The organism is Comamonas sp. (assembly GCF_036666375.1).
In the GTDB taxonomy this organism is placed as follows: Bacteria; Pseudomonadota; Gammaproteobacteria; order Burkholderiales; family Burkholderiaceae_C; genus Comamonas.
Genome location: NZ_JAVWWA010000002.1, coordinates 84,277 through 102,771, shown reverse-complemented (window position 1 = coordinate 102,771; position 18,495 = coordinate 84,277). Strand labels below are relative to the sequence as shown.

Sequence of the window (18,495 nt, the reverse complement as noted above, 5' to 3'; positions counted from 1 at the left end):
TTGTTCCGTTCGCCCTGAGCCTGTCGAAGGGTGAACGGCCTGCCCTCCAGTAGAAGCCCCCATGACCACATCCCCTCCCTCCGCCCTCGCCGGCATCAAAGTCCTAGACCTCTCGCGCGTTCTTGCCGGCCCCTGGTGCACGCAGATGCTTGCCGACCTGGGCGCCGATGTCGTCAAGGTCGAGCGCCCGGTCGCGGGCGACGACACGCGCCACTGGGGCCCGCCGTTCCTGCGCGATGAAGACGGCAACGACACACGCGAGGCCAGCTACTTCACGGCCTGCAACCGCAACAAGCGCTCGATCACCATCGACATGGCCCACCCCGAAGGCCAGGCGCTGCTGCAGCGCATGGCCTGCGAGGCCGATGTCGTGGTCGAAAACTTCAAGGTCGGCGGACTGCGCCAGTACGGCCTCGACTACGACAGCCTCAAGGCGCGCAACCCACGCCTGATCTATTGCTCGATCACCGGCTTCGGCCAGGACGGCCCGTATGCCGAACGCGCGGGTTACGACCTGATGGTGCAGGCCATGTGCGGTCTGATGAGCATCACGGGCCATGCCGACGGCGCGCCCGGCGGCGGCCCGCTCAAGGCCGGCGTGGCGGTGATCGACGTGTTCACCGGCCTGTACGCCAGCAATGCCATTCTTGCGGCGATCAACGCGCGCCACGCCAGCGGCCAGGGCCAGTACATCGACATGGCGCTGCTGGACGTGGGCATGGCGGTGCTGGCCAACCAGGCCGCGGGCTATCTGGCCACCGGCCAGGCCCCGGGCCGCGCGGGCAATGTGCATCCCAGCCTCGCGCCCTACCAGGACTTCGTGACTTCCGACGGCAACGTGATGCTGGCCATTGGCAACGACGGCCAGTTCGCACGCTTTTGCGCCGCCATCGGCCAGGCCGAATGGTCCCAGGACGCGCGCTTTGCAACCAATACCGCGCGCGTGCAGCACCGCGCGGCGCTGCTGGCGCTGATGGAGCCCGTGCTGCGAACGCGCACCACGGCCGCCTGGATCGCGCTGTTCGAAGACAAGGCCGTGCCCTGCGGGCCGATCAACACCGTGGCCCAGGCCTTCGACGACCCCCAGGTCAAGGCGCGCGGACTGCGCATAGAACTGCCGCGTGCTGCCCACGACGCCATGCCCGCCGTGGCCGGCGTCGCCAACCCCATGCGCCTGTCGGCCACGCCCGTGGTCTACCACCGCGCGCCGCCCGCGCTGGGCCAGCACACCGATGAGGTGCTGCAGCAGATGGGACTGGACGCCCAGCGCATAGACGCGCTGCGCAGCGCCGGCGCCATCTGAAGCCGCAGCGCGCGCGGCCTGGCCGGCCAGCGCGGCGCGCCAAAGGGGCCGGACAATATCCCTGTCCGGGTCTCTATTAATATGCGAAAAATCCCTGGAGATTTGATGCAGGACAAACCATGTCTGCAAAACAAATCGCCACCCAGGGAAACTACTGAAGCATTTAACTGTCGCAGAATATTTGGACCACCCACAATCAACTAGCATATTGCCAGGTTGAACAAAATATTCCCTGGAGACAATTCAATGGTTCGCAAAAGCATTTTGGCCTTGGGCATCCTGTCCCTTTTCGGCAGCGCCTTCGCGCAGTCGGCCTACCCCAACAAGCCCATCAAGCTGCTCGTGCCTTTTGCCGCGGGCGGCACCACCGATCTGATTGCGCGCGTGATCGCCGATCCGCTGGGCCGCGAGCTCGGCCAGCCGGTGATCGTCGAGAACCGCGGCGGCGGCGGCGGCAGCATTGGCGCGGCGGAAACCGCGCGCGCCACGCCCGACGGCTACCACCTGGGCATTGCCACGGTGTCGACCACGGCCACCAACCCGGCCATCAACCCCAAGATCCCCTACAACGTCGCGACCGACTTCACGCCCGTGATCAACATTGCGGCCACGCCCAACGTGATTGCCGCCAATCCGCAGTTCGCGGGCAAGAACTACAAGCAGTTCCTCGAGGAAATCAAGAAGAACCCGGCCAAGTATTCGTATGCTTCGCCCGGTACCGGCTCGATCACCCATCTGATGATGGAAATGTTCAAGCTGTCGACCGGCACCGACATGATGCACGTGCCCTACCGCGGTTCGGGCCCGGCGCTCAATGACGCCGTTGCCGGCCAGGTGCCGCTGATTTTCGACAACCTGCCTTCGGCCCTGCCCTTCATCAAGGAAAAGCGCCTGGTCGCTCTCGTGGTTGCCGCACCTGAGCGCATTCCCGCGATGCCCGACGTGCCGACCTTCAAGGAAGTCGGCCTCGAGGCCGCGAACCGCATGGCCTACTACGGCATCGTGGGCCCGAAGAACCTGCCCAAGGACATCGTCGACAAGGTCAATGCCGCGACACGCAAGGTGCTGCAGGACCCCGCGATCCGCAAGCGCATCGAAGAAACCGGCTCCATCATCCAGGCCGGCACGCCCGAGCGGTTCGCCCAGCAGATGAAGGAAGAACTCGCGGTCTACAAGGATGTGGTCGTCAAGCAGAAGCTGACCATGGACTGAGCTGCGCTCAACGAAAAAAACCCCGCAGCGCGGGGTTTTTTCGTTTCTCGGCCTGGGCCGGCAGATCAGCTGCCTTCGCCGAAAGTCAGTTCGCCGGCGGCACGTGCGTGCTGCAGGTCGGCGACCACATCGGCGCGCGACAGCGGCTGGCCCTGGGCGGCATTGAGGGGGTAGTCGGTCTCGAAGTACTGGGCCAGCTGGCCCTGGGCGCGTGCCTGTTCGAGTTCGGCCAGCACCTGGGCGCGGGTCTTGCCTTGGGCTTGCGCCTGGGCCGGGAAGCTCTGCGGATTGAGCTGGTTGAGCGGCAGGCCGGTGAAGTTGTCGATGATGTTGCCGCTGCGCTGGGCCTGGGCCAGGTCGGCCAGCACTTGGGCGCGGGTCAGGCCTGCGGGCTCGGCAGCCATGGCCTGGCCGGCAACGGCGGCGGTGAGGGACAGAATCAGGATCGAAGCGGTTTTGCGAATGGAGGTCATAGTGTCTTTCATGCGGTGTTCAAGGAAGGCAGCGGTCCCAAGGGCCGGTACCCAGCGGCATGGAGTCAATTCTGTGACCGGAGCACTGACGCCAAGATTGCGCAGACATTACGTTTTTGTCATGTGAAAGAACGCATTAGCCACTACCATTACTGTCTTCCTCCGGACCGGAAAAAACATTCCATGCGCATATTGATCATTGAAGATGAAGTCAAATCCGCTGATTATCTTCAAAAGGGTTTGACAGAATCCGGCTATCAAGTCGAAGTCGCATACAACGGCGTGGACGGTTTTCATTTGTCACGCAATTCCGATTTCGATCTGCTGATTCTCGATGTCATGCTTCCCGGAATGGACGGCTGGAGTTTCATTCGAAAATTTCGAGAAACCCACCAGACGCCGGTATTGTTCCTGACAGCGCGCGACGCCATCGAGGACCGCGTCAAGGGACTGGAACTCGGTGCCGACGATTATCTGGTCAAGCCTTTCTCCTATGCCGAACTGCTGGCGCGCGTGCGTACGCTGCTGCGCCGCACGCCGCTGCGCGAACCCGACGTGTTCCGCCTCGCCGACCTTGAAATGGACCTGCTGCGCCGGCGCGTGACGCGCCAGGGCCAGCGCATAGAGCTGACCAACAAGGAGTTCGCGCTGCTCCAACTGCTGCTGCAGCACCAGGGCCAGGTGCTGTCGCGCACGCGCATTGCGTCCCAGGTCTGGGACATGAACTTCGACAGCGACACCAATGTCGTCGATGTCGCCATACGCCGGCTGCGCGCCAAGATCGACGACGGCTATGACACCAAGCTGATACAGACCGTGCGCGGAATGGGTTACCGCATCGAAGAAGACGCAGCATGAAGAAAATCGAGCAGATCAGCCTGCGCCTGCGGCTTGCCTTGATGTTTGCCGCCGTGAGCGCGATCTTGTTTGGCGCCATGGGCTGCTACGTCTACGACGCGCTCAAGAGCGAACTCAAGCAGCGCGACGACGAAGCCCTGATTGCGCGCATAGAACGCATACGCATTCTTTCGATAGACCCCGAATATGTCGAAATCCTGCGCCTGCACCCGCACCTTTATGCACATGCGCTGGGCAACAAGGAAAACATTCTCTGGATCACCAACGACCGCGGCGAACTGCTGGTGGAAATCAATCCCACGGGCATGCAGCGCCCGGCCTTTCCCGCGGACGGCTCGCCCATGCTGTTCAACAACCCGGGCCCCGAAGCCGCACGGCTGGCCTGGGCGCATGTCGTGTGTCCGCCCGGCGTGCTGCATGTGATCACTGGCACGGTGCTGACCACGCGCATCCAGATGCTGGAAGCCTATCGCGTCAAGCTGGCCCTGGCCTGGCTGGTGGGCGTGCTGTTCGCGTTCGCGCTGGGCTGGGAAGTCGTGCGCCGCGGCCTGCTGCCGCTGCGCCGCCTGAGCCTGCAGGCCGCGGCCATCCATCCGCAGCAGCTGGGCCTGCGCCTGGACGCCCAGCGCCAGCCCCAGGAACTGCAGGGCCTGACCTGCGCGCTCAATCTGATGCTGTCGCGGCTGGAAGAAGGCTATTCACGCCTGTCGCGCTTTTCCGAGGATCTGGCGCACGAGATGCGCACGCCGCTCAACAACCTGATGGGGCAGAACCAGCAGGCGCTCAACCAGCCGCGCAGCGTGGAGGAATATGAAAACCTGCTGGTGTCCAAGCAGGAGGAATACGAGCGCCTGGCGCGCATGATAGACAACATGCTGTTCCTGGCGCGCGCCGAGAAGCCCGAAGCCATGCTGCAACTGAAGCCGCTGGACCTGGCCAATTTGGCGGGCCGGGTCTGCGACTATTTCGAAGGCATGGCCGACGAGCGCGACATGCAGATGCGCAACCTCGCCCAGGGCTGGCTGATCGCCGATTCGGCGCTGCTGGCGCGTGCCATGGCCAATCTGGTGTCGAATGCGCTGCGCTACGGCGCAGCCGGCAGCGTGGTCACGATCAGCAGCCAGGTGCATGCGCTGGGCCTGGACATCGAAGTCTCGAACCATGGCGAGCCCATAGGCGCCGAGCATCTGCCGCGGCTGTTCGACCGCTTCTACCGTTGCGACCCCGCGCGCGCCCAGCCCGGCGATTCGGGCGGACTGGGCCTGGCGATTGCCCAGTCGATCATGCATATGCACAAGGGCGAGGTGCTGGTCGACAGCCAGCCCGAGGAAACGCGCTTCATTCTGCGCTTCGGCCCGGGCTCGGTGGCACAGCCTCCGGCCGCTTAGAACAGTACGCGGCAGCGGATGGTGCCGGGGATATCCGCGAGCTGCGCCAGCGGCAGTTCCACCGTGTCCGCGACGATGTCCATCACCATGTAGCCCAGCTTTTCATCGGTGCGCAGGTACTGGCCCGCGATGTTGATGCCGTGCTGCGCGAACACCTGATTGACGGCCGACAGAATGCCCGGCACGTTGTGGTGTACATGCAGGATGCGCTTGTGGCCGGGGTGCGAGGGCAGCGCCACTTCGGGGAAGTTCACGGCCGAAGTCGTGGTGCCGTTGTCGCTGTACTTGATCAGCTTTTCGGCGACTTCCAGACCGATGTTGGCCTGCGCCTCGGCGGTCGAGCCGCCGATGTGCGGCGTCAGGATCACATTGTCGAGGCCGCGCAGCGGCGACTCGAACTCATCCTTGTTGGTGCGCGGCTCGACCGGGAACACGTCGAGCGCGGCGCCCAGCAGGCGGCCCGCGCGCATGGCGCTGGCCAGCGCGTCGATTTCCACCACGGTGCCGCGCGAGGCATTGATCAGAATGGCGCTGGGCTTCATGGCTTCGATTTCAGCCGCGCCAATCATCCATTGCGTAGAGGGCAGCTCGGGCACGTGCAGGCTCACGATGTCGCTGACGGCCAGCAGCTCCTGCAGCGAGGCGGCCTGGCGCGCATTGCCCAGCGGCAGCTTGGTGGTGATGTCGTGGAACACGACCTGCATGCCCAGGGCCTCGGCCAGCACCGACAGCTGGGTGCCGATGGAGCCGTAGCCGACGATGCCCAGCGTCTTGCCGCGGATCTCGTAGGAGTTGTCGGCCGTCTTGAGCCAGCCGCCGCGGTGCGAGGCGGCGTTCTTGGCGGGAATGCCCCGCAGCAGCAGGATGGCTTCGCCCAGCACCAGTTCGGCGACCGAGCGGGTATTGGAGTAAGGCGCGTTGAACACGGCAATACCGCGCTCGCGCGCGGCATTCAGGTCGACCTGGTTGGTGCCTATGCAAAAGCAGCCCACGGCCACGAGCTTGTGCGCGGCCTGGAACACGGCTTCGGTCAGCTGGGTGCGCGAACGGATGCCGACGAAGTGCACGTCGGCGATCTTGCGCTCGAGTTCTTCGGGCGGCAGCGCGCCGGAGAGCGATTCCACGTTGGTGTAGCCCGCGTTCTGCAGCAGCTGCAGCGCGCCGGGGTGGATTCCCTCCAGCAGCAAAAACTTGATTTTCGACTTGTCCAGCGACGTCTTGTTGGTCATTCAAAGCTCCGATTGCGCAATCCTCCATTACAGCGGATTCTCGATACCGCTACGCCGGATAGGTGCTCCTGAGAAATGCTCGCATTGCGTCCGCGCGCGCCGCGCCCACCCGACGCGTGCGCCAGCCCTCAGGAAAGCACCTGGAAGTACTGCGCCAGCGGCTCGCGCTCGGTCTGCGTCTGGTTGTCGGGCGCCAGCGGGTCGGCCCAGCCCAGGGCCACGCCGCAGACCACGACTTCGCGTTCCGGCAAGCCCAGTGCGTGGCGCACGATCTCGGGATAGGACGCGAGCGCGCCTATCGCGCAGGCGCCCAGGCCGCTGGCGTGCGCGGCCATCAGCAGGCCGTGCAGGCACATGCCCAGGTCCATGAAGCCGCCATGGCCGAAATCGCGGTCCAGCGTCACCAGCAGCGCCACGGGAGCGTCGAAGAAACGGTAGTTGCGCTCGAACTGCTGCTGGCGCGCCGCGGCATCGCCGCGCGCAATCCCCAGGCTGCGGTACAGCGCCTGGGCCGAGGCCACCTGGCGCTTGCGCAGCTGCATGGGCATGGGCTGGGGAAAGTAGTCGTACTCCTCGCGCGCGGGCTGCTGCGTGCGCACCGCCGCGCACAGCGCCGCGCTCAGGCGCGCACGCGCTTCGCCCTGCAGCGCCCAGAAGCGCCCGGGTTGCAAATTGGCGCCGCTGGGCGCCTGGCGCGCGGTTTCAAGCAGGCTTTCGAGCAGCGCCTGGGGCACGGGATCGGGCAGAAAACCGCGCACCGAGCGGCGGCTGCGCGCGAGCTGGGCGTAGTCGGTCATGGAATCGGAAGAAGAGGAAGACATGGGTGTTGCTGCGCGCTCAGGCGCGCAGGCTTTGAAAGATTGCGGCCGCGCCCAGGCCGCCCGCGCCTGCGATGCAGGCCAGGCCATGCGCCGCGCCATCGTCCAGGGATTGCAGTTGGGCCAGCAGGCGCACTGCGGCGACAGCGCCCGAAGCGCCTATCGGGTGGCCACGCGCCAGCCCGCCGCCCTGGGCATTGAGAAGCTCGGGGTCCATTCCCAGTTCGGCGCGGAAGTCCAGGCCTTGCACGGCAAATGCATCGTGCAACTCCCAGCGCGCGATGTCCTGCACGCCCAGGCCCAGGCGGCCCAGCAGCGCGCGTGCCGCGGTCGCTGCGCACAGCATGGGCGTCTCGGGCGCGCCGCCCACGCTCACCGCGCCGCGCCACAGCGCGCGGGCAGTGAGCCCCCATTCGCGGCAGGCCTCGGGCGTGGCCAGCAGCAGCAGCGCCGCGCCATCGGCCCTGGGCGAAATCGCCACGGTGCTGACGGCGCAATCGACCCCGCCCTGGGCCATTGCCGGCAAAGCGGCAACAGGCATGCGCGCCACGCGCTCGGCGCGCAGCAGGCGCGGGTAGGCGTCGTGGTCCAGGCCGGGGAAGGCGACGATTTCCGCCGCCAGCTCGGCGCGTGCCGCAAGCGCTTTGCCATGGCTGGCGATCGCATACGCGTCCTGCGCCGTGCGCAGACATTGAATGCGCTGCGCATGGTCGGCCGCGGCCTGCAGCATGTCGGGATCGCGCTCGGGCCAGGGCGCGAACGCCGGCCGTTCATAGGCGATGGCCGGCTCCTGCGGCTGCAGCGGCCGGTGCTGACGAATCGGCGCGCGGCTCCAGGCCTCGGCGCCGCCCGCGAGCACGATGCGCGCCTGGCCCGATGCCAGCAGGCCGCAGGCCAGCGTGATCGCGTCCAGCCCGGCGCAGCATTGCGTGTCCACGGTGTAGGCCGCGCTGCTTTCACGCAGGCCGGAAGCCAGCGCGAGCATGCGCGCGGGATTGCCGCCCGCGCCCAGCGCATTGCCCAGCACCACGGCATCGACCGCGGCGGCGGGAAGATTCGCGCGCGCCAGCAGCGCCTGCACCAGCGGCGCCGCGAGTTCATGGGGCTGCAGCCGCGCCAGCGCCCCGCCCACGGCAGCGACCGGGCTGCGCGCCCAGGCAATCACGGGAATGGCGGCGGCGTTCATGACCAGGGCCGCAGACAGCGCGGCGCGCTCGCGCCCTCGCCCTGCACTTCGCTCAGCAGCGCGCGCGCAATCACGCCGTGGTCGGTCTTGCCGCTGGCCGTGAGCGGCCACGGTCCCTGCCACAGCCACCAATGGCGCGGCGCCTTGTAGCTTTCCAGCGCCGCGCGGCACCACTGCGCCAGCGCCAGCGCGTCGGGCATGGGGCAGACGTCATCGACCGGCAACTGCAGCACCGCGTGCACCGCATGGCCGCGCAGGCCGTCGGCCACGCCGTGCAGCGAGACCTGGCCCAGCTGCGGATGGGCCTGCAGCCGCGCCTCGACTTCTTCGGGAAAAAGGTTCTTGCCCTGGGTCACGATCATGCGGCTTTCGCGCCCGCGCAGATGCAGCCAGCCCAGGGCGTCGATATGGCCGATGTCGCGCACCGACAGCCAGTCGCCGCGGCGCAGCGCGGCCGAGCCGTCGGAATGCCCCACATAGTCGATGAACAGCATGGGGCTGCGCACCCAGATCAGCCCCGGCTCGCCGCCGTTGTCGGCCGCGCTCCCGGCCAACGGATCGGCGCCTATATGCAGCGCCACATTGCTGAACGGCCGGCCCACGGCCTGGGCCGGGGCCTGCGGGTCGGCGTCCATCCAGGCGATGTAGCTGGCTTCGGACGCACCATAGAACTCGACGATGCGCGCGCGCGGAAACAGCGCCTGCAGCGCGGGCGTGCGCTCGCGCATCCAGCGCGCGCCGCTGATCAGCAGCAGCGCCACGCCTTCGACCGGCGGCGCCTCGCGACGCTGCGCCCATTCCAGCATCAGCTGCAGCTGGCTGGGCACGGCGACCAGCACCGGAAAATCACCCGACTGCAGGCGCGCAAGCGCGCGGCCCGCCGAAAAGCGCTCCTGGATCTCGACGCCCGCGCCGCTCCACAGCCCCCACAGCGCGGCGAACAGGAACAGCGAATGCGACAGTCGACCGGGCGCGAACACGCGCTCGGTCGCAGCGCTGCCCAGGTCCTGGGCAGAAACGCGAAAGCTCTCGGTCCACGAGCGGTGGTGGCGGCGAAAGCCCTTGGGCAGGCCGCTGCTGCCCGAAGTGAAACCGATATAGAACGGCGTCTCGGGGCCGGGCGCGGGCATGTCGGCCGGCGGCAGCTGCGCGAACCGCGCGGCGATCTGCGCCTGCACGGCCGCGGGCCATTCGGGGTCGGCAACGGCCGCGCAGCGGCCGCTGGCAACCACCGCGAGAAAATCGACAATGCGCTCCAGGCCCGTGCCGCTGCCATCGAGCAGCACCGTGGCCGGCGCGCGGCTCGCGTGCAGCGCCTGGGCCTGCGCGGCGACGCGTGCCTGCAGTTGCGCAAAGCTCAGCTGTTCGAGTCCATTGGACAGCGCGATGGCTTGCGGCTGCACCCGGCCCCAATGCGCCAGCGGCCCATGCACCAGTTCAAACGCCGCGGGCAAGGCCGCGCCCAGGTCAGGCAAGGCCAGCGACAAAGGCGACGGAATCTGCATAGTCAACCAGCTCAGGCGTTGCGTCCGCCAAAGCGCCAGTCAGGCAGTGCCTTGGCCACGGTGTGCACGATCAGCGCGCACAGCACGCACTTGATCAGATCGCCGGGAACGAACAGCAGATCGCCCCAGAACGCCTGGGCCAGCGGAAGCTTGGCGACCAGCACCAGGCCCGCAATACCGAAGCTGTGCAGCACCAGCACGCCGCCGACCACGGACGCGATCAACGCGCTCCAGGCCGTGCGCATGGGCGTGGACTTGGGCAACATCGCCATCACCAGGCCCGTGGCGAATGCGGCCGCGGCAAAGCCGACGAGGTAGCCTGCAGTCGGCGACATGAACACGCCCAGGCCGCCGCGGCCGCCGGCCAGCAGCGGCAGGCCCGCGGCCACGGCCACCAGGAACAGCAAGACGGCCTGCAGCCCGCGCCACGGCCCCAGCAGGCAGCCGGCCATCATCACGCCCAGCGTCTGCAGCGTGATCGGCACGCCTATGGGCAGGTCGATTTTCGGGATCAGACCCATGACCGCGATCAACGCGGCAAACAGGCCCACGAGGGCCATGGATTCGGACTGGCGGCGGGAAATGGCGGTTTTCATCATTGGCACTCGGGTTGGATCAATCGGAAAAGCGGAAATCGGTTCATCAGCCGCCCAGGCGGGCATACAGCGCGTCGGCCACGCGGCGCGCGGCCTGCAGCATCTGCACCGTGAGCGGCGCAATCAGCCGCAGGCCGCCGGCCTGGCCGGTGCGCAGGCGGTAGGCATCGTCGAGTTTTTTCCATTGCACGAAAAAATGCTCGGTGAAGCGCAGCATCAATCCCAGCTGCAGGGAAATGCGCTCGGGCTGCAGTCCCAGGCGGGCCAGCGGCGCGAGCCAGCGGTCCAGCACTTCAAGCAGGTCCATGGGGCGCGTGGTCACGGTGAGTGCCACGCCCAGCACGCAGGCGCTGGCCAGCCGCAGCGCACTGACCGCGACCAGCGCGGGCCGGCCCATCCACAGATGGAACAGCGCGACCAGCAAGGCGCCCAGCAGCACCGAGAAGATCAGCCGGCGCGCGATGCGCGTGGCCTGGCCCAGGCTGAACCACAGCAGCGCCGCGCCCAGCGCGCAGACCGCGAGCACCCAGGGGTTGGTGATCAGGAACAGCAGCGTGCCGAACAGCGCCATGCAGGCCAGCTTGAAGCCGGCGCCATAGCGGTGCAGCCAGGTGGGGAAGTCGCTGTAGAGGCTGCCCATGGCGTCAGATGGTGTGTGCCGGCGTGGGCGCGCGCAGCGCGCGCCGCGCCGCAACGTCCGTCGCAACCGCGGCCTCATAGGCCGCGCAGACCTGCTCGCCCGGGCCGTCGCCGCGCACCTGGCCCTGCTCCAGCCAGACCACGCGCGCATAGTCGCGCACATGGGCCAGCACATGGGTGGAGACAATGACCTGCTGGGAAGCCGCAGCAATGTCGTCGGCCAGCTGGGCCTGGCCCGGCAGGTCGAGGCTGGCATAGGGTTCGTCGAGCAGCACGGTGCGCGGCGCAGCAATCAGCAGCGCGAGCCAGCAGACCATCTGGCGCTGGCCCTGGCTCAGGCTGCTGATCGCGCGCTCGGCCCAGTGGGCCAGGCCGCGCCGGGCAAGAAACTCACGCGCCTGCGCCTTGGCCTCGCGCTTGGCCAGGCCGCGGGCCTGCAGGCCCAGCGCCAGCTCTTCCTCGACGATGGGGAAGATGATCTGGTCGTCGGGGTTCTGGAACATCATGCCGACCCAGCGCGTGCGTTCGCGCCCGGCCGCATGCAGGTTCTGCCCGTCGAACAGCACTTCACCCGCGGCCGGCGCCTCAAGCCCGCACAGCAGCCGGAACAGGCTGGTCTTGCCCGCGCCGTTGTCGCCAATGATGCCTATGCGCGGCTGGTCCCAGACCAGGCTCAGGTTATCAAGTACCTGGGTGGGGCCGCGCAGCAGCCGGACACCGCAGAGTTCGATGCGCGGCGGAGAAAGAATGCCCAGACCGGAAACGGTCTCAGCGCAGGAAGCAGACATAAGGCAATCAAATGAAAGAGTTCATGGTCAGCGGCCGCAAAGGTCCTGAAAACCAAATTTCGCTCATCTTGCCACTAAAGACATGCGTTCTCGCACCAACTTCTCGCAAATAAGCTGAGCCTTTTGAGGCACTGCATGTTCCGGCAAAAAAGAGCGAACATAGCGGGAAGTTGCAGGCTGTTCGGTGGGTTTTCGTACTTTGGTCGCCATTGGACGCGCATCTGCAGGCAAAACCCGGCCCCCTGCGTCGCCAACGCTCGGGAGATGCGCGACGAAGGGTGCATGGTGACCGCTGAAACAACAACGCCCCGCCAGCACAAAGGCTGGCGGGGCGCATGAGGCTGCGGCGGGCGGTTCAGAGAACGGTCAGCGCCGGCTCCTCGAAGATCAGCTGGCTGATGCGGTTCTCCGCGCCCATGATCGCCACGCGCGGCACATGGGCCGCCAGCTCCTTGGCGTCGACATAGGCGTAGGCGATGATGATCACGATATCGCCCTTTTGCACCAGGCGCGCGGCCGCGCCGTTGACGCAGATCACGCCGCTGGCGCGCTCGCCGGCAATCACATAGGTCTCGAAGCGCGCGCCGTTGTTGTTGTTGACCACATGCACCTTCTCGTTGGCGACTATGCCCACGGCGTCCATCAGGTCCTGGTCGATGGTGATCGAGCCTACGTAGTTGAGATCGGCCTGGGTGACCTGGGCGCGATGGATCTTGCTGTTCATCAGCATGCGGAACATGGGCTTACCTCTGGAAAGTGATGTTGTCTATCAATCGGGTGCGGCCCAGGTAGACCGCGGCCAGCGCGATGCAGCTGGACTCGTCGTCGCCCAGCGCCAGCAGATCGGGCCAGGCGAGCAGTTCCAGGTAGTCGATGCGGCTGTCTGGAATGGTGGCGATATGCGCGCGCGCGGCCTGCAGCGCGGCGTCGGGGCCGAAGCCGGCCTGCAGCTTTTCGCGGCACAGCTGCAGCGCCGCATGGATCGCGGGCGCATGCGCGCGCTCCTCGGCATTCAAATAAACGTTGCGCGACGACTTCGCCAGGCCGTCGGCCTCGCGCACCACGGGAATCACGCAGATCTCCAGCGGCAGGTTGTAGTCGCGCACGAAGGTCTGGATGATCGCGACCTGCTGCGCATCCTTCTGGCCGAAGAACGCACGATCAGGCTGGACCAGATTGAACAGCTTGCAGACCACCTGCAGCACGCCGTCGAAATGCCCGGGGCGCGAGGCGCCGCAGAGCATGTTCGCCTGGCGTCCGGCGACGATCAGCGGGCCCGCGGCATGCGGGTACATCTCTTCGGTAGCGGGCGCGAACACCGCGTCCACGCCATGCGCCTGGGCCAGCGCGCAGTCGGCATCGAGGTCGCGCGGGTAGGCATCGAAATCCTCGTTGGGGCCGAACTGGCGCGGGTTGACGAAGACGCTCATCACCACCAGGTCGCAGTGCCGGCGCGCGTTCTCGACCAGGGCCATGTGGCCCGTGTGCAGCGCGCCCATGGTCGGTACCAGGGCAATGGTCTTGCCTTGGCGGCGCGCGTCGGCCAACCACAGGCGCAGGTCGGCAATTCGGGTCAGGCGTTGCATGACAGCCAATCTTTCAGGGACGGGGTTCAGGAGGCGGCGGGCACGATGCCGCCGTAGATCCGTTCGAGCACGGAATCGTCAATGTTGTACGTGTGGGCTTCGGCAGGAAACGCGCCGCTGCGCACCGCTTCGGCGTAGGCCGTCAGGCCGGCCTGCAGCGGCGTGCCGACATCGGCAAACTGCTGCACGAACTTGGGAACGCGGTGGCTGCCGTAGCCCAGCAGGTCGTGGAACACCAGCACCTGGCCGTCGGTGCCCGGGCCCGCGCCAATGCCTATGGTCGGAATCGCGAGCTGGGCGCTGATGCGCTTGGCCAGCTGCTGCGGCACGCATTCGAGCACCAGCGCGCAGGCACCCGCGGCTTCGCAGGCCAGCGCGTCGTTCATGATCTGCTGCGCTGCCGCAGTGTCGCGGCCCTGCACCTTGTAGCCGCCGAGCACGGCGGCCGACTGCGGCGTCAGGCCCAGGTGGGCGACCACGGGAATGCCGACATGGGTCAGGCGGCGTATCACCTCGATCACCTCGCCCGCGCCTTCGACCTTGAGCGCGTCGGCGCCGCTGCGCTGCATCATGTCGACCGCGCAGCGCGTGGTGCTTTCGAGCCCCGCGTGGTAGCTGCCGAACGGCATGTCGACGACGATGCAGGTCGCGGGCGCGCCGCGGCGCGCGGCCTTGGCGTGGTGCACCATGTCGTCGACGGTGACCGGCACCGTGGAGTCGTAGCCCAGCACCACCATGCCCAGCGAATCGCCGACCAGAATGGTGTCGGCCCCCGCGGCTTCGGCATAGCGGGCGCCGGGATAGTCATAGGCGGTGACCATCACGATCTTGCGCTCTTCGCGCTTGAACTGCTGGAACTCGGTAGTCGATTTCATGGCGCTGTCTCGGTATTCCGGGGCCTGCCGCGCAAGTCCCCGGGAGTCTTGTCGTTTTTCGCGCGCCGACCATACCACAGCCGCCCGAAAGCGGCTTGCGCCTGCAACCTACATATCGATGGCCGCGGCCGATCCGGCCTTCTTGCGCAGCTCGAATTTCTGGATCTTGCCGGTGCTGGTCTTGGGCAGTTCGCCGAACACCACGGCGCGCGGCAGCTTGAAGCCCGCGAGGTATTTGCGGCAATGCGCGACGATGTCCTCGGCGCTGGCGCTGGAGCCGGCCTTGAGCTCGATGAAGGCGCAAGGCGTCTCGCCCCACTTGGCATCGGGCTTGGCGACCACGGCCGCGGCCAGCACGTCGGGGTGGCGGTAGAGCACGTCCTCGACTTCGATCGACGAGATGTTCTCGCCGCCCGAAATGATGATGTCCTTGCTGCGGTCCTTGATCTTGATGTAGCCGTCGGCGTACTGCACGGCCAGATCGCCGCTGTGGAACCAGCCGCCCGCGAAGGCCTCCTGCGTGGCCTTGGCGTTCTTGAGATAGCCCTTCATCGCGATGTTGCCCTTGAACATGATCTCGCCCATGGTCTCGCCGTCCTGGGGCACGGGCTGCATGGTTTCGGGATCGAGCACGCGCACATCGCCCTGCAGGTGAAAGCGCACGCCCTGGCGCGCATTGAGCCGCGCGCGCTCGCCGATGTCGAGCTGGCCCCAGTCGCCATGCTGGGCGCAGACGGCGGCCGGGCCATAGGTTTCGGTCAGTCCGTAGACATGGGTCAGATCGAAGCCCATGCGCTCCATGCCTTCGATCATCGAAGCCGGCGGCGCGGCGCCCGCAACCATGGCCTTGACGCCCGTGGGCAGGCCCTCCTTCATCGCAGCGGGAGCATTGACCAGCATGCCGTGCACGATGGGCGCGCCGCAGTAGTGCGTCACGCCATGGTCGCGAATCGCATCGAAGATCGCCTGCGGGTCCACGCGCCGCAGGCACACGTTGACGGCCGCGCGCAGCGCCAGCGTCCAGGGAAAGCACCAGCCGTTGCAGTGAAACATCGGCAGCGTCCAGAGATAGACCGCATGCTTGGGCATGTCCCACTCGAGCACGTTGCTGATTGCGTTCGTCGCCGCGCCGCGGTGGTGGTAGACCACGCCCTTGGGGTTGCCCGTCGTGCCACTGGTGTAGTTCAGCGCAATCGCATCCCATTCGTCGGCCGGCAGCGTCCAGGCGAAATGCGCGTCGCCGCTGGCGAGAAAGTCTTCGTAGTCGAGGCCGCCCAGCGGCTGGCTGCTCGCGCCATACAGCGCGTCCTGCACTTCGATGACCAGCAGATCCTTGGTCGATGCGCGCAGCGTCAGCGCCTTGGCCAGCAAGCCCGCGAACTCGGGATCGACGATCACCACGCGCGCTTCGCCATGGTCGAGCATGAAGGCGATCGCTTCGGGGTCGAGCCGGGTGTTGAGCGCATTGAGCACCGCGCCCGCCATGGGCACGCCGAAATGCGCTTCGACCATGGGCGGCGTATTGGGCAGCAGCACGGCCACGGTGTCGTTCTTGCCTATGCCGTTGCGCTGTAGTGCGCTGGCCAGTTGGCGGCAGCGCGCATAGGTCTGGCCCCAGGTCTGGCGCAGCGCGCCGTGCACGATGGCCAGGCGCTCGGGGTAGACCTCGGCCGTGCGTGCAATGAACGCCAGCGGCGTCAGCGGCGCGGTGTTCGCGGCGTTGCGGGGAAGGTCGCTATCGAAAATGGAAGTCACGGCAGAAATCCTTGCAGGCAATGGAAGGTGAGGCGCTGCGCGCGGGCGCGCGGCTTGCGAGCACTTTACCCGGCGCCGGCGCGAAGCGGTAGGTGGAAAACCGCAGAGGGGGCGGCAGCCACATGTCGTAAGAGCGCATCCCGGCTCGGCTGCGAGCGATGCCGGCATGGTCGGTCTGCGCCGGCCGCGCAGCGACCTTCACCCTGCGCTGTCTTAGGCAATCTTTTTATACTCATGGGCTTTGCCTGAGGCCGGCCGTGTTGCGCGGCTGCCGGACGATCAGGCCCAGGGCCTGCCGCACGCCCAGCGCCCTCCCCTCCCGCGCCCTGCCCCGCCCGAACGCCTCACATGTCCACTGAAACGCCCGCACCGCTGCGCATCCTGTCTGTCATCCCGCCGATGACGCAGCTCAACACGCCCTACCCGTCGACGGCCTATCTCACGGGTTTTCTGCGTTCGCGCGGCATGACGGCGGTGCAGGAAGACCTGGCGCTGGCGCTGGTGCTGCGCCTGCTGTCGCCTGCCGGCCTGCAGCAGGTCATCGATCTGATCGAAGCCCAGCATGCGGAAAACCCCGACCGGCCTTTCAGCCCGGCCGTGCAGTCCTTCATGGGCCAGCGCGACCGCTATCTCGCCACCATTGCGCGCGTGATCACCTTCCTGCAGGGCCGTGACAGCACGCTGTCGCACCGCATCGTGAGCCGCCAGTACCTGCCCGAAGGCCCGCGCTTCGACGCGCTCGAAGGCTATATCGACGACGGCAGCGGCGACCCGCTGGGCTGGGCCTTCGGCGCGCTGGGACAGCAGGACCGCGCCAAGCACCTCGCGACGCTGTACCTCAACGATGTCGCCGACGTGCTGCGCGACGCCGCCGACGAGCGCTTCGAGTTCGTGCGCTACGCCGAATCGCTGGCCGGCAGCCAGGCGAGCTTCGATCCACTGGCCCAGGCGCTGGCCGCGCCGCAGACGCTGGTCGACGAGGCGCTGCACCAGCTGACGCTCGAAATGCTGGAACGCCACCAGCCCAGCGTGGTGCTGCTGTCGGTGCCGTTTCCGGGCTCGGTCTACGCGGCGTTTCGCATTGCCCAGACCATCAAGGCGCAGGCGCCGCAGACAAAACTGGTGCTCGGCGGCGGCTTCGTCAACACCGAGCTGCGCGAGCTCACCGAGCCGCGCGTATTCGACTACTTCGACTTCGTCACGCTCGACGCAGGCGAGCGCCCGCTGCTGGCGCTGCTCGAGCACCTGCAGGGCCAGCGCGGCGCCTCGCGCCTGGTGCGCACCTACCAGCGCGATGCGGAAGGCGTGGTGCGCTACACCAACATGATGGAAGCCGATGTGGCGTTTGCCGAAGTCGGCACGCCCACCTGGGACGGCCTGCCGCTGCACCACTACCTGTCGCTGCTCGACATGCTCAATCCCATGCACCGGCTGTGGAGCGACGGGCGCTGGAACAAGCTCACCGTCGCCCACGGCTGCTACTGGAAGAAGTGCAGCTTCTGCGACGTGAGCCTCGACTACATAGGCCGCTACGAAGGCGCGAGCGCCGAAGTGCTCGCCGACCGCATCGAAGCCATCGTCGCCGAAACCGGCCAGACCGGCTTTCACTTCGTCGACGAAGCCGCGCCGCCCAAGGCGCTCAAGACCCTGGCCCAGGAGCTGCTCGACCGCGGCGCCGACATCAGCTGGTGGGGCAATATCCGCTTCGAGAAGACGTTCAGCCCCGAGCTGTGCAATCTGCTCGCCGACAGCGGCTGCATCGCCGTCTCAGGCGGGCTCGAAGTCGCGTCGGACCGGCTGCTGGCGCTGATGAAGAAAGGTGTGTCGGTCGACCAGGTGGCGCGCGTCACCAAGGCGTTCTCCGACGCCGGCATCCTGGTCCATGCCTACCTGATGTACGGCTTTCCGACGCAGACGGTGCAGGACACCGTCGACGCGCTCGAATACGTGCGCCAGCTGTTCGAGCATGGCTGCATACAGAGCGGCTTCTTTCACCGCTTCAGCTGCACCGTGCACTCGCCCGTGGGCCTGAACCCCGAGGAATACGGCATCACGCTCACGCCCATGCCCGACGTGCAGTTCGCCAAGAACGACATCGGCTTTCACGACCCCAGCGGCGTGGACCACGACGCGCTGGGCGCGGTGCTCAAGAAAGCCATCTACAACTACATGCACGGCATAGGCGTAGAGGAAGACGTGCGCAGCTGGTTCCCGTTCAAGGTGCCCAAGACCACCGTGCCGCGCAACAAGATCGAAAAAGCCTTGCGCTTCAAGGGATAGGCGC

Annotated in this window: 17 protein-coding genes; 5 read left to right on the top strand and 12 right to left on the bottom strand. The window is 66.9% G+C overall.

Annotation, left to right across the window (positions count from 1 at the left end):
* Positions 1-61 precede the first annotated feature (61 nt).
* Both RR928_RS01015 and RR928_RS01010 read left to right on the top strand, forming a co-directional pair.
* Positions 62-1,303 (top strand): CaiB/BaiF CoA transferase family protein, encoded by a 1,242-nt coding sequence (locus tag RR928_RS01015; protein ID WP_332681237.1) that lies wholly within the window; start codon positions 62-64, stop codon positions 1,301-1,303.
* Positions 1,304-1,549: 246 nt separating this feature from the next.
* The gene (locus tag RR928_RS01010) at positions 1,550-2,515 is read left to right on the top strand and encodes a tripartite tricarboxylate transporter substrate binding protein BugE (protein WP_332547758.1); all 966 of its coding nucleotides are present in this window, start codon (positions 1,550-1,552) and stop codon (positions 2,513-2,515) included.
* 65 nt (positions 2,516-2,580) lie between these two features.
* Here the strand turns inward: RR928_RS01010 and RR928_RS01005 are convergent, their stop codons facing one another.
* On the bottom strand, positions 2,581-2,988 hold the full coding sequence (locus tag RR928_RS01005; RefSeq protein WP_332537574.1) for a DUF4148 domain-containing protein: 408 nt from the start codon (positions 2,986-2,988) through the stop codon (positions 2,581-2,583).
* 183 nt (positions 2,989-3,171) lie between these two features.
* On the opposite strand from RR928_RS01005, the gene RR928_RS01000 reads away from it, so the two are divergent.
* Positions 3,172-3,846: a heavy metal response regulator transcription factor gene (locus RR928_RS01000; RefSeq protein WP_332537575.1), complete on the top strand. Its 675-nt coding sequence runs from the start codon at positions 3,172-3,174 to the stop codon at positions 3,844-3,846.
* Entirely contained in the window at positions 3,843-5,234 is a 1,392-nt protein-coding gene (locus tag RR928_RS00995; RefSeq protein ID WP_332537576.1) for a heavy metal sensor histidine kinase, read from the top strand. The genes RR928_RS01000 and RR928_RS00995 overlap by 4 nt, the downstream gene beginning before the upstream one ends.
* Here the strand turns inward: RR928_RS00995 and serA are convergent.
* From serA to RR928_RS00940, 11 genes are all read right to left on the bottom strand, one after another.
* On the bottom strand, positions 5,231-6,463 hold the full coding sequence (gene serA / locus RR928_RS00990) for a phosphoglycerate dehydrogenase (RefSeq protein ID WP_332537577.1): 1,233 nt from the start codon (positions 6,461-6,463) through the stop codon (positions 5,231-5,233). The genes RR928_RS00995 and serA overlap by 4 nt on opposite strands.
* Positions 6,464-6,591: 128 nt before the next feature.
* The gene (locus RR928_RS00985) at positions 6,592-7,284 is read right to left on the bottom strand and encodes a nitroreductase (RefSeq protein ID WP_332547757.1); all 693 of its coding nucleotides are present in this window, start codon (positions 7,282-7,284) and stop codon (positions 6,592-6,594) included.
* A gap of 16 nt (positions 7,285-7,300) precedes the next feature.
* The gene (locus tag RR928_RS00980; RefSeq protein ID WP_332537579.1) at positions 7,301-8,467 is read right to left on the bottom strand and encodes a thiolase family protein; all 1,167 of its coding nucleotides are present in this window, start codon (positions 8,465-8,467) and stop codon (positions 7,301-7,303) included.
* Positions 8,464-9,972 (bottom strand): AMP-binding protein, encoded by a 1,509-nt coding sequence (locus RR928_RS00975; RefSeq protein ID WP_332537580.1) that lies wholly within the window; start codon positions 9,970-9,972, stop codon positions 8,464-8,466. The genes RR928_RS00980 and RR928_RS00975 overlap by 4 nt, the downstream gene beginning before the upstream one ends.
* Positions 9,973-9,983: 11 nt before the next feature.
* Positions 9,984-10,568 (bottom strand): biotin transporter BioY, encoded by a 585-nt coding sequence (locus RR928_RS00970; protein WP_332537581.1) that lies wholly within the window; start codon positions 10,566-10,568, stop codon positions 9,984-9,986.
* A gap of 46 nt (positions 10,569-10,614) precedes the next feature.
* Positions 10,615-11,208: an energy-coupling factor transporter transmembrane component T family protein gene (locus RR928_RS00965; RefSeq protein ID WP_332681236.1), complete on the bottom strand. Its 594-nt coding sequence runs from the start codon at positions 11,206-11,208 to the stop codon at positions 10,615-10,617.
* Positions 11,209-11,212: 4 nt separating this feature from the next.
* The gene (locus tag RR928_RS00960) at positions 11,213-11,995 is read right to left on the bottom strand and encodes an energy-coupling factor ABC transporter ATP-binding protein (protein WP_332537583.1); all 783 of its coding nucleotides are present in this window, start codon (positions 11,993-11,995) and stop codon (positions 11,213-11,215) included.
* Between the two features lie 355 nt (positions 11,996-12,350).
* On the bottom strand, positions 12,351-12,734 hold the full coding sequence (panD, locus tag RR928_RS00955) for an aspartate 1-decarboxylase (RefSeq protein WP_213293346.1): 384 nt from the start codon (positions 12,732-12,734) through the stop codon (positions 12,351-12,353).
* 4 nt (positions 12,735-12,738) lie between these two features.
* Positions 12,739-13,581, bottom strand: a complete 843-nt coding sequence (gene panC, locus RR928_RS00950; RefSeq protein ID WP_332537584.1) for a pantoate--beta-alanine ligase — start codon at positions 13,579-13,581, stop codon at positions 12,739-12,741.
* Between the two features lie 26 nt (positions 13,582-13,607).
* On the bottom strand, positions 13,608-14,456 hold the full coding sequence (panB, locus tag RR928_RS00945) for a 3-methyl-2-oxobutanoate hydroxymethyltransferase (RefSeq protein ID WP_332537585.1): 849 nt from the start codon (positions 14,454-14,456) through the stop codon (positions 13,608-13,610).
* A gap of 108 nt (positions 14,457-14,564) precedes the next feature.
* Entirely contained in the window at positions 14,565-16,211 is a 1,647-nt protein-coding gene (locus RR928_RS00940) for an acyl-CoA synthetase (RefSeq protein WP_332537586.1), read from the bottom strand.
* A 348-nt stretch (positions 16,212-16,559) separates the two neighbouring features.
* On the opposite strand from RR928_RS00940, the gene RR928_RS00935 reads away from it, so the two are divergent.
* Positions 16,560-18,491 carry a B12-binding domain-containing radical SAM protein gene (locus tag RR928_RS00935; RefSeq protein WP_332681232.1) on the top strand — a complete coding sequence of 644 codons (1,932 nt, stop codon included), beginning with the start codon at positions 16,560-16,562 and terminating at the stop codon, positions 18,489-18,491.
* Positions 18,492-18,495 lie beyond the last annotated feature (4 nt).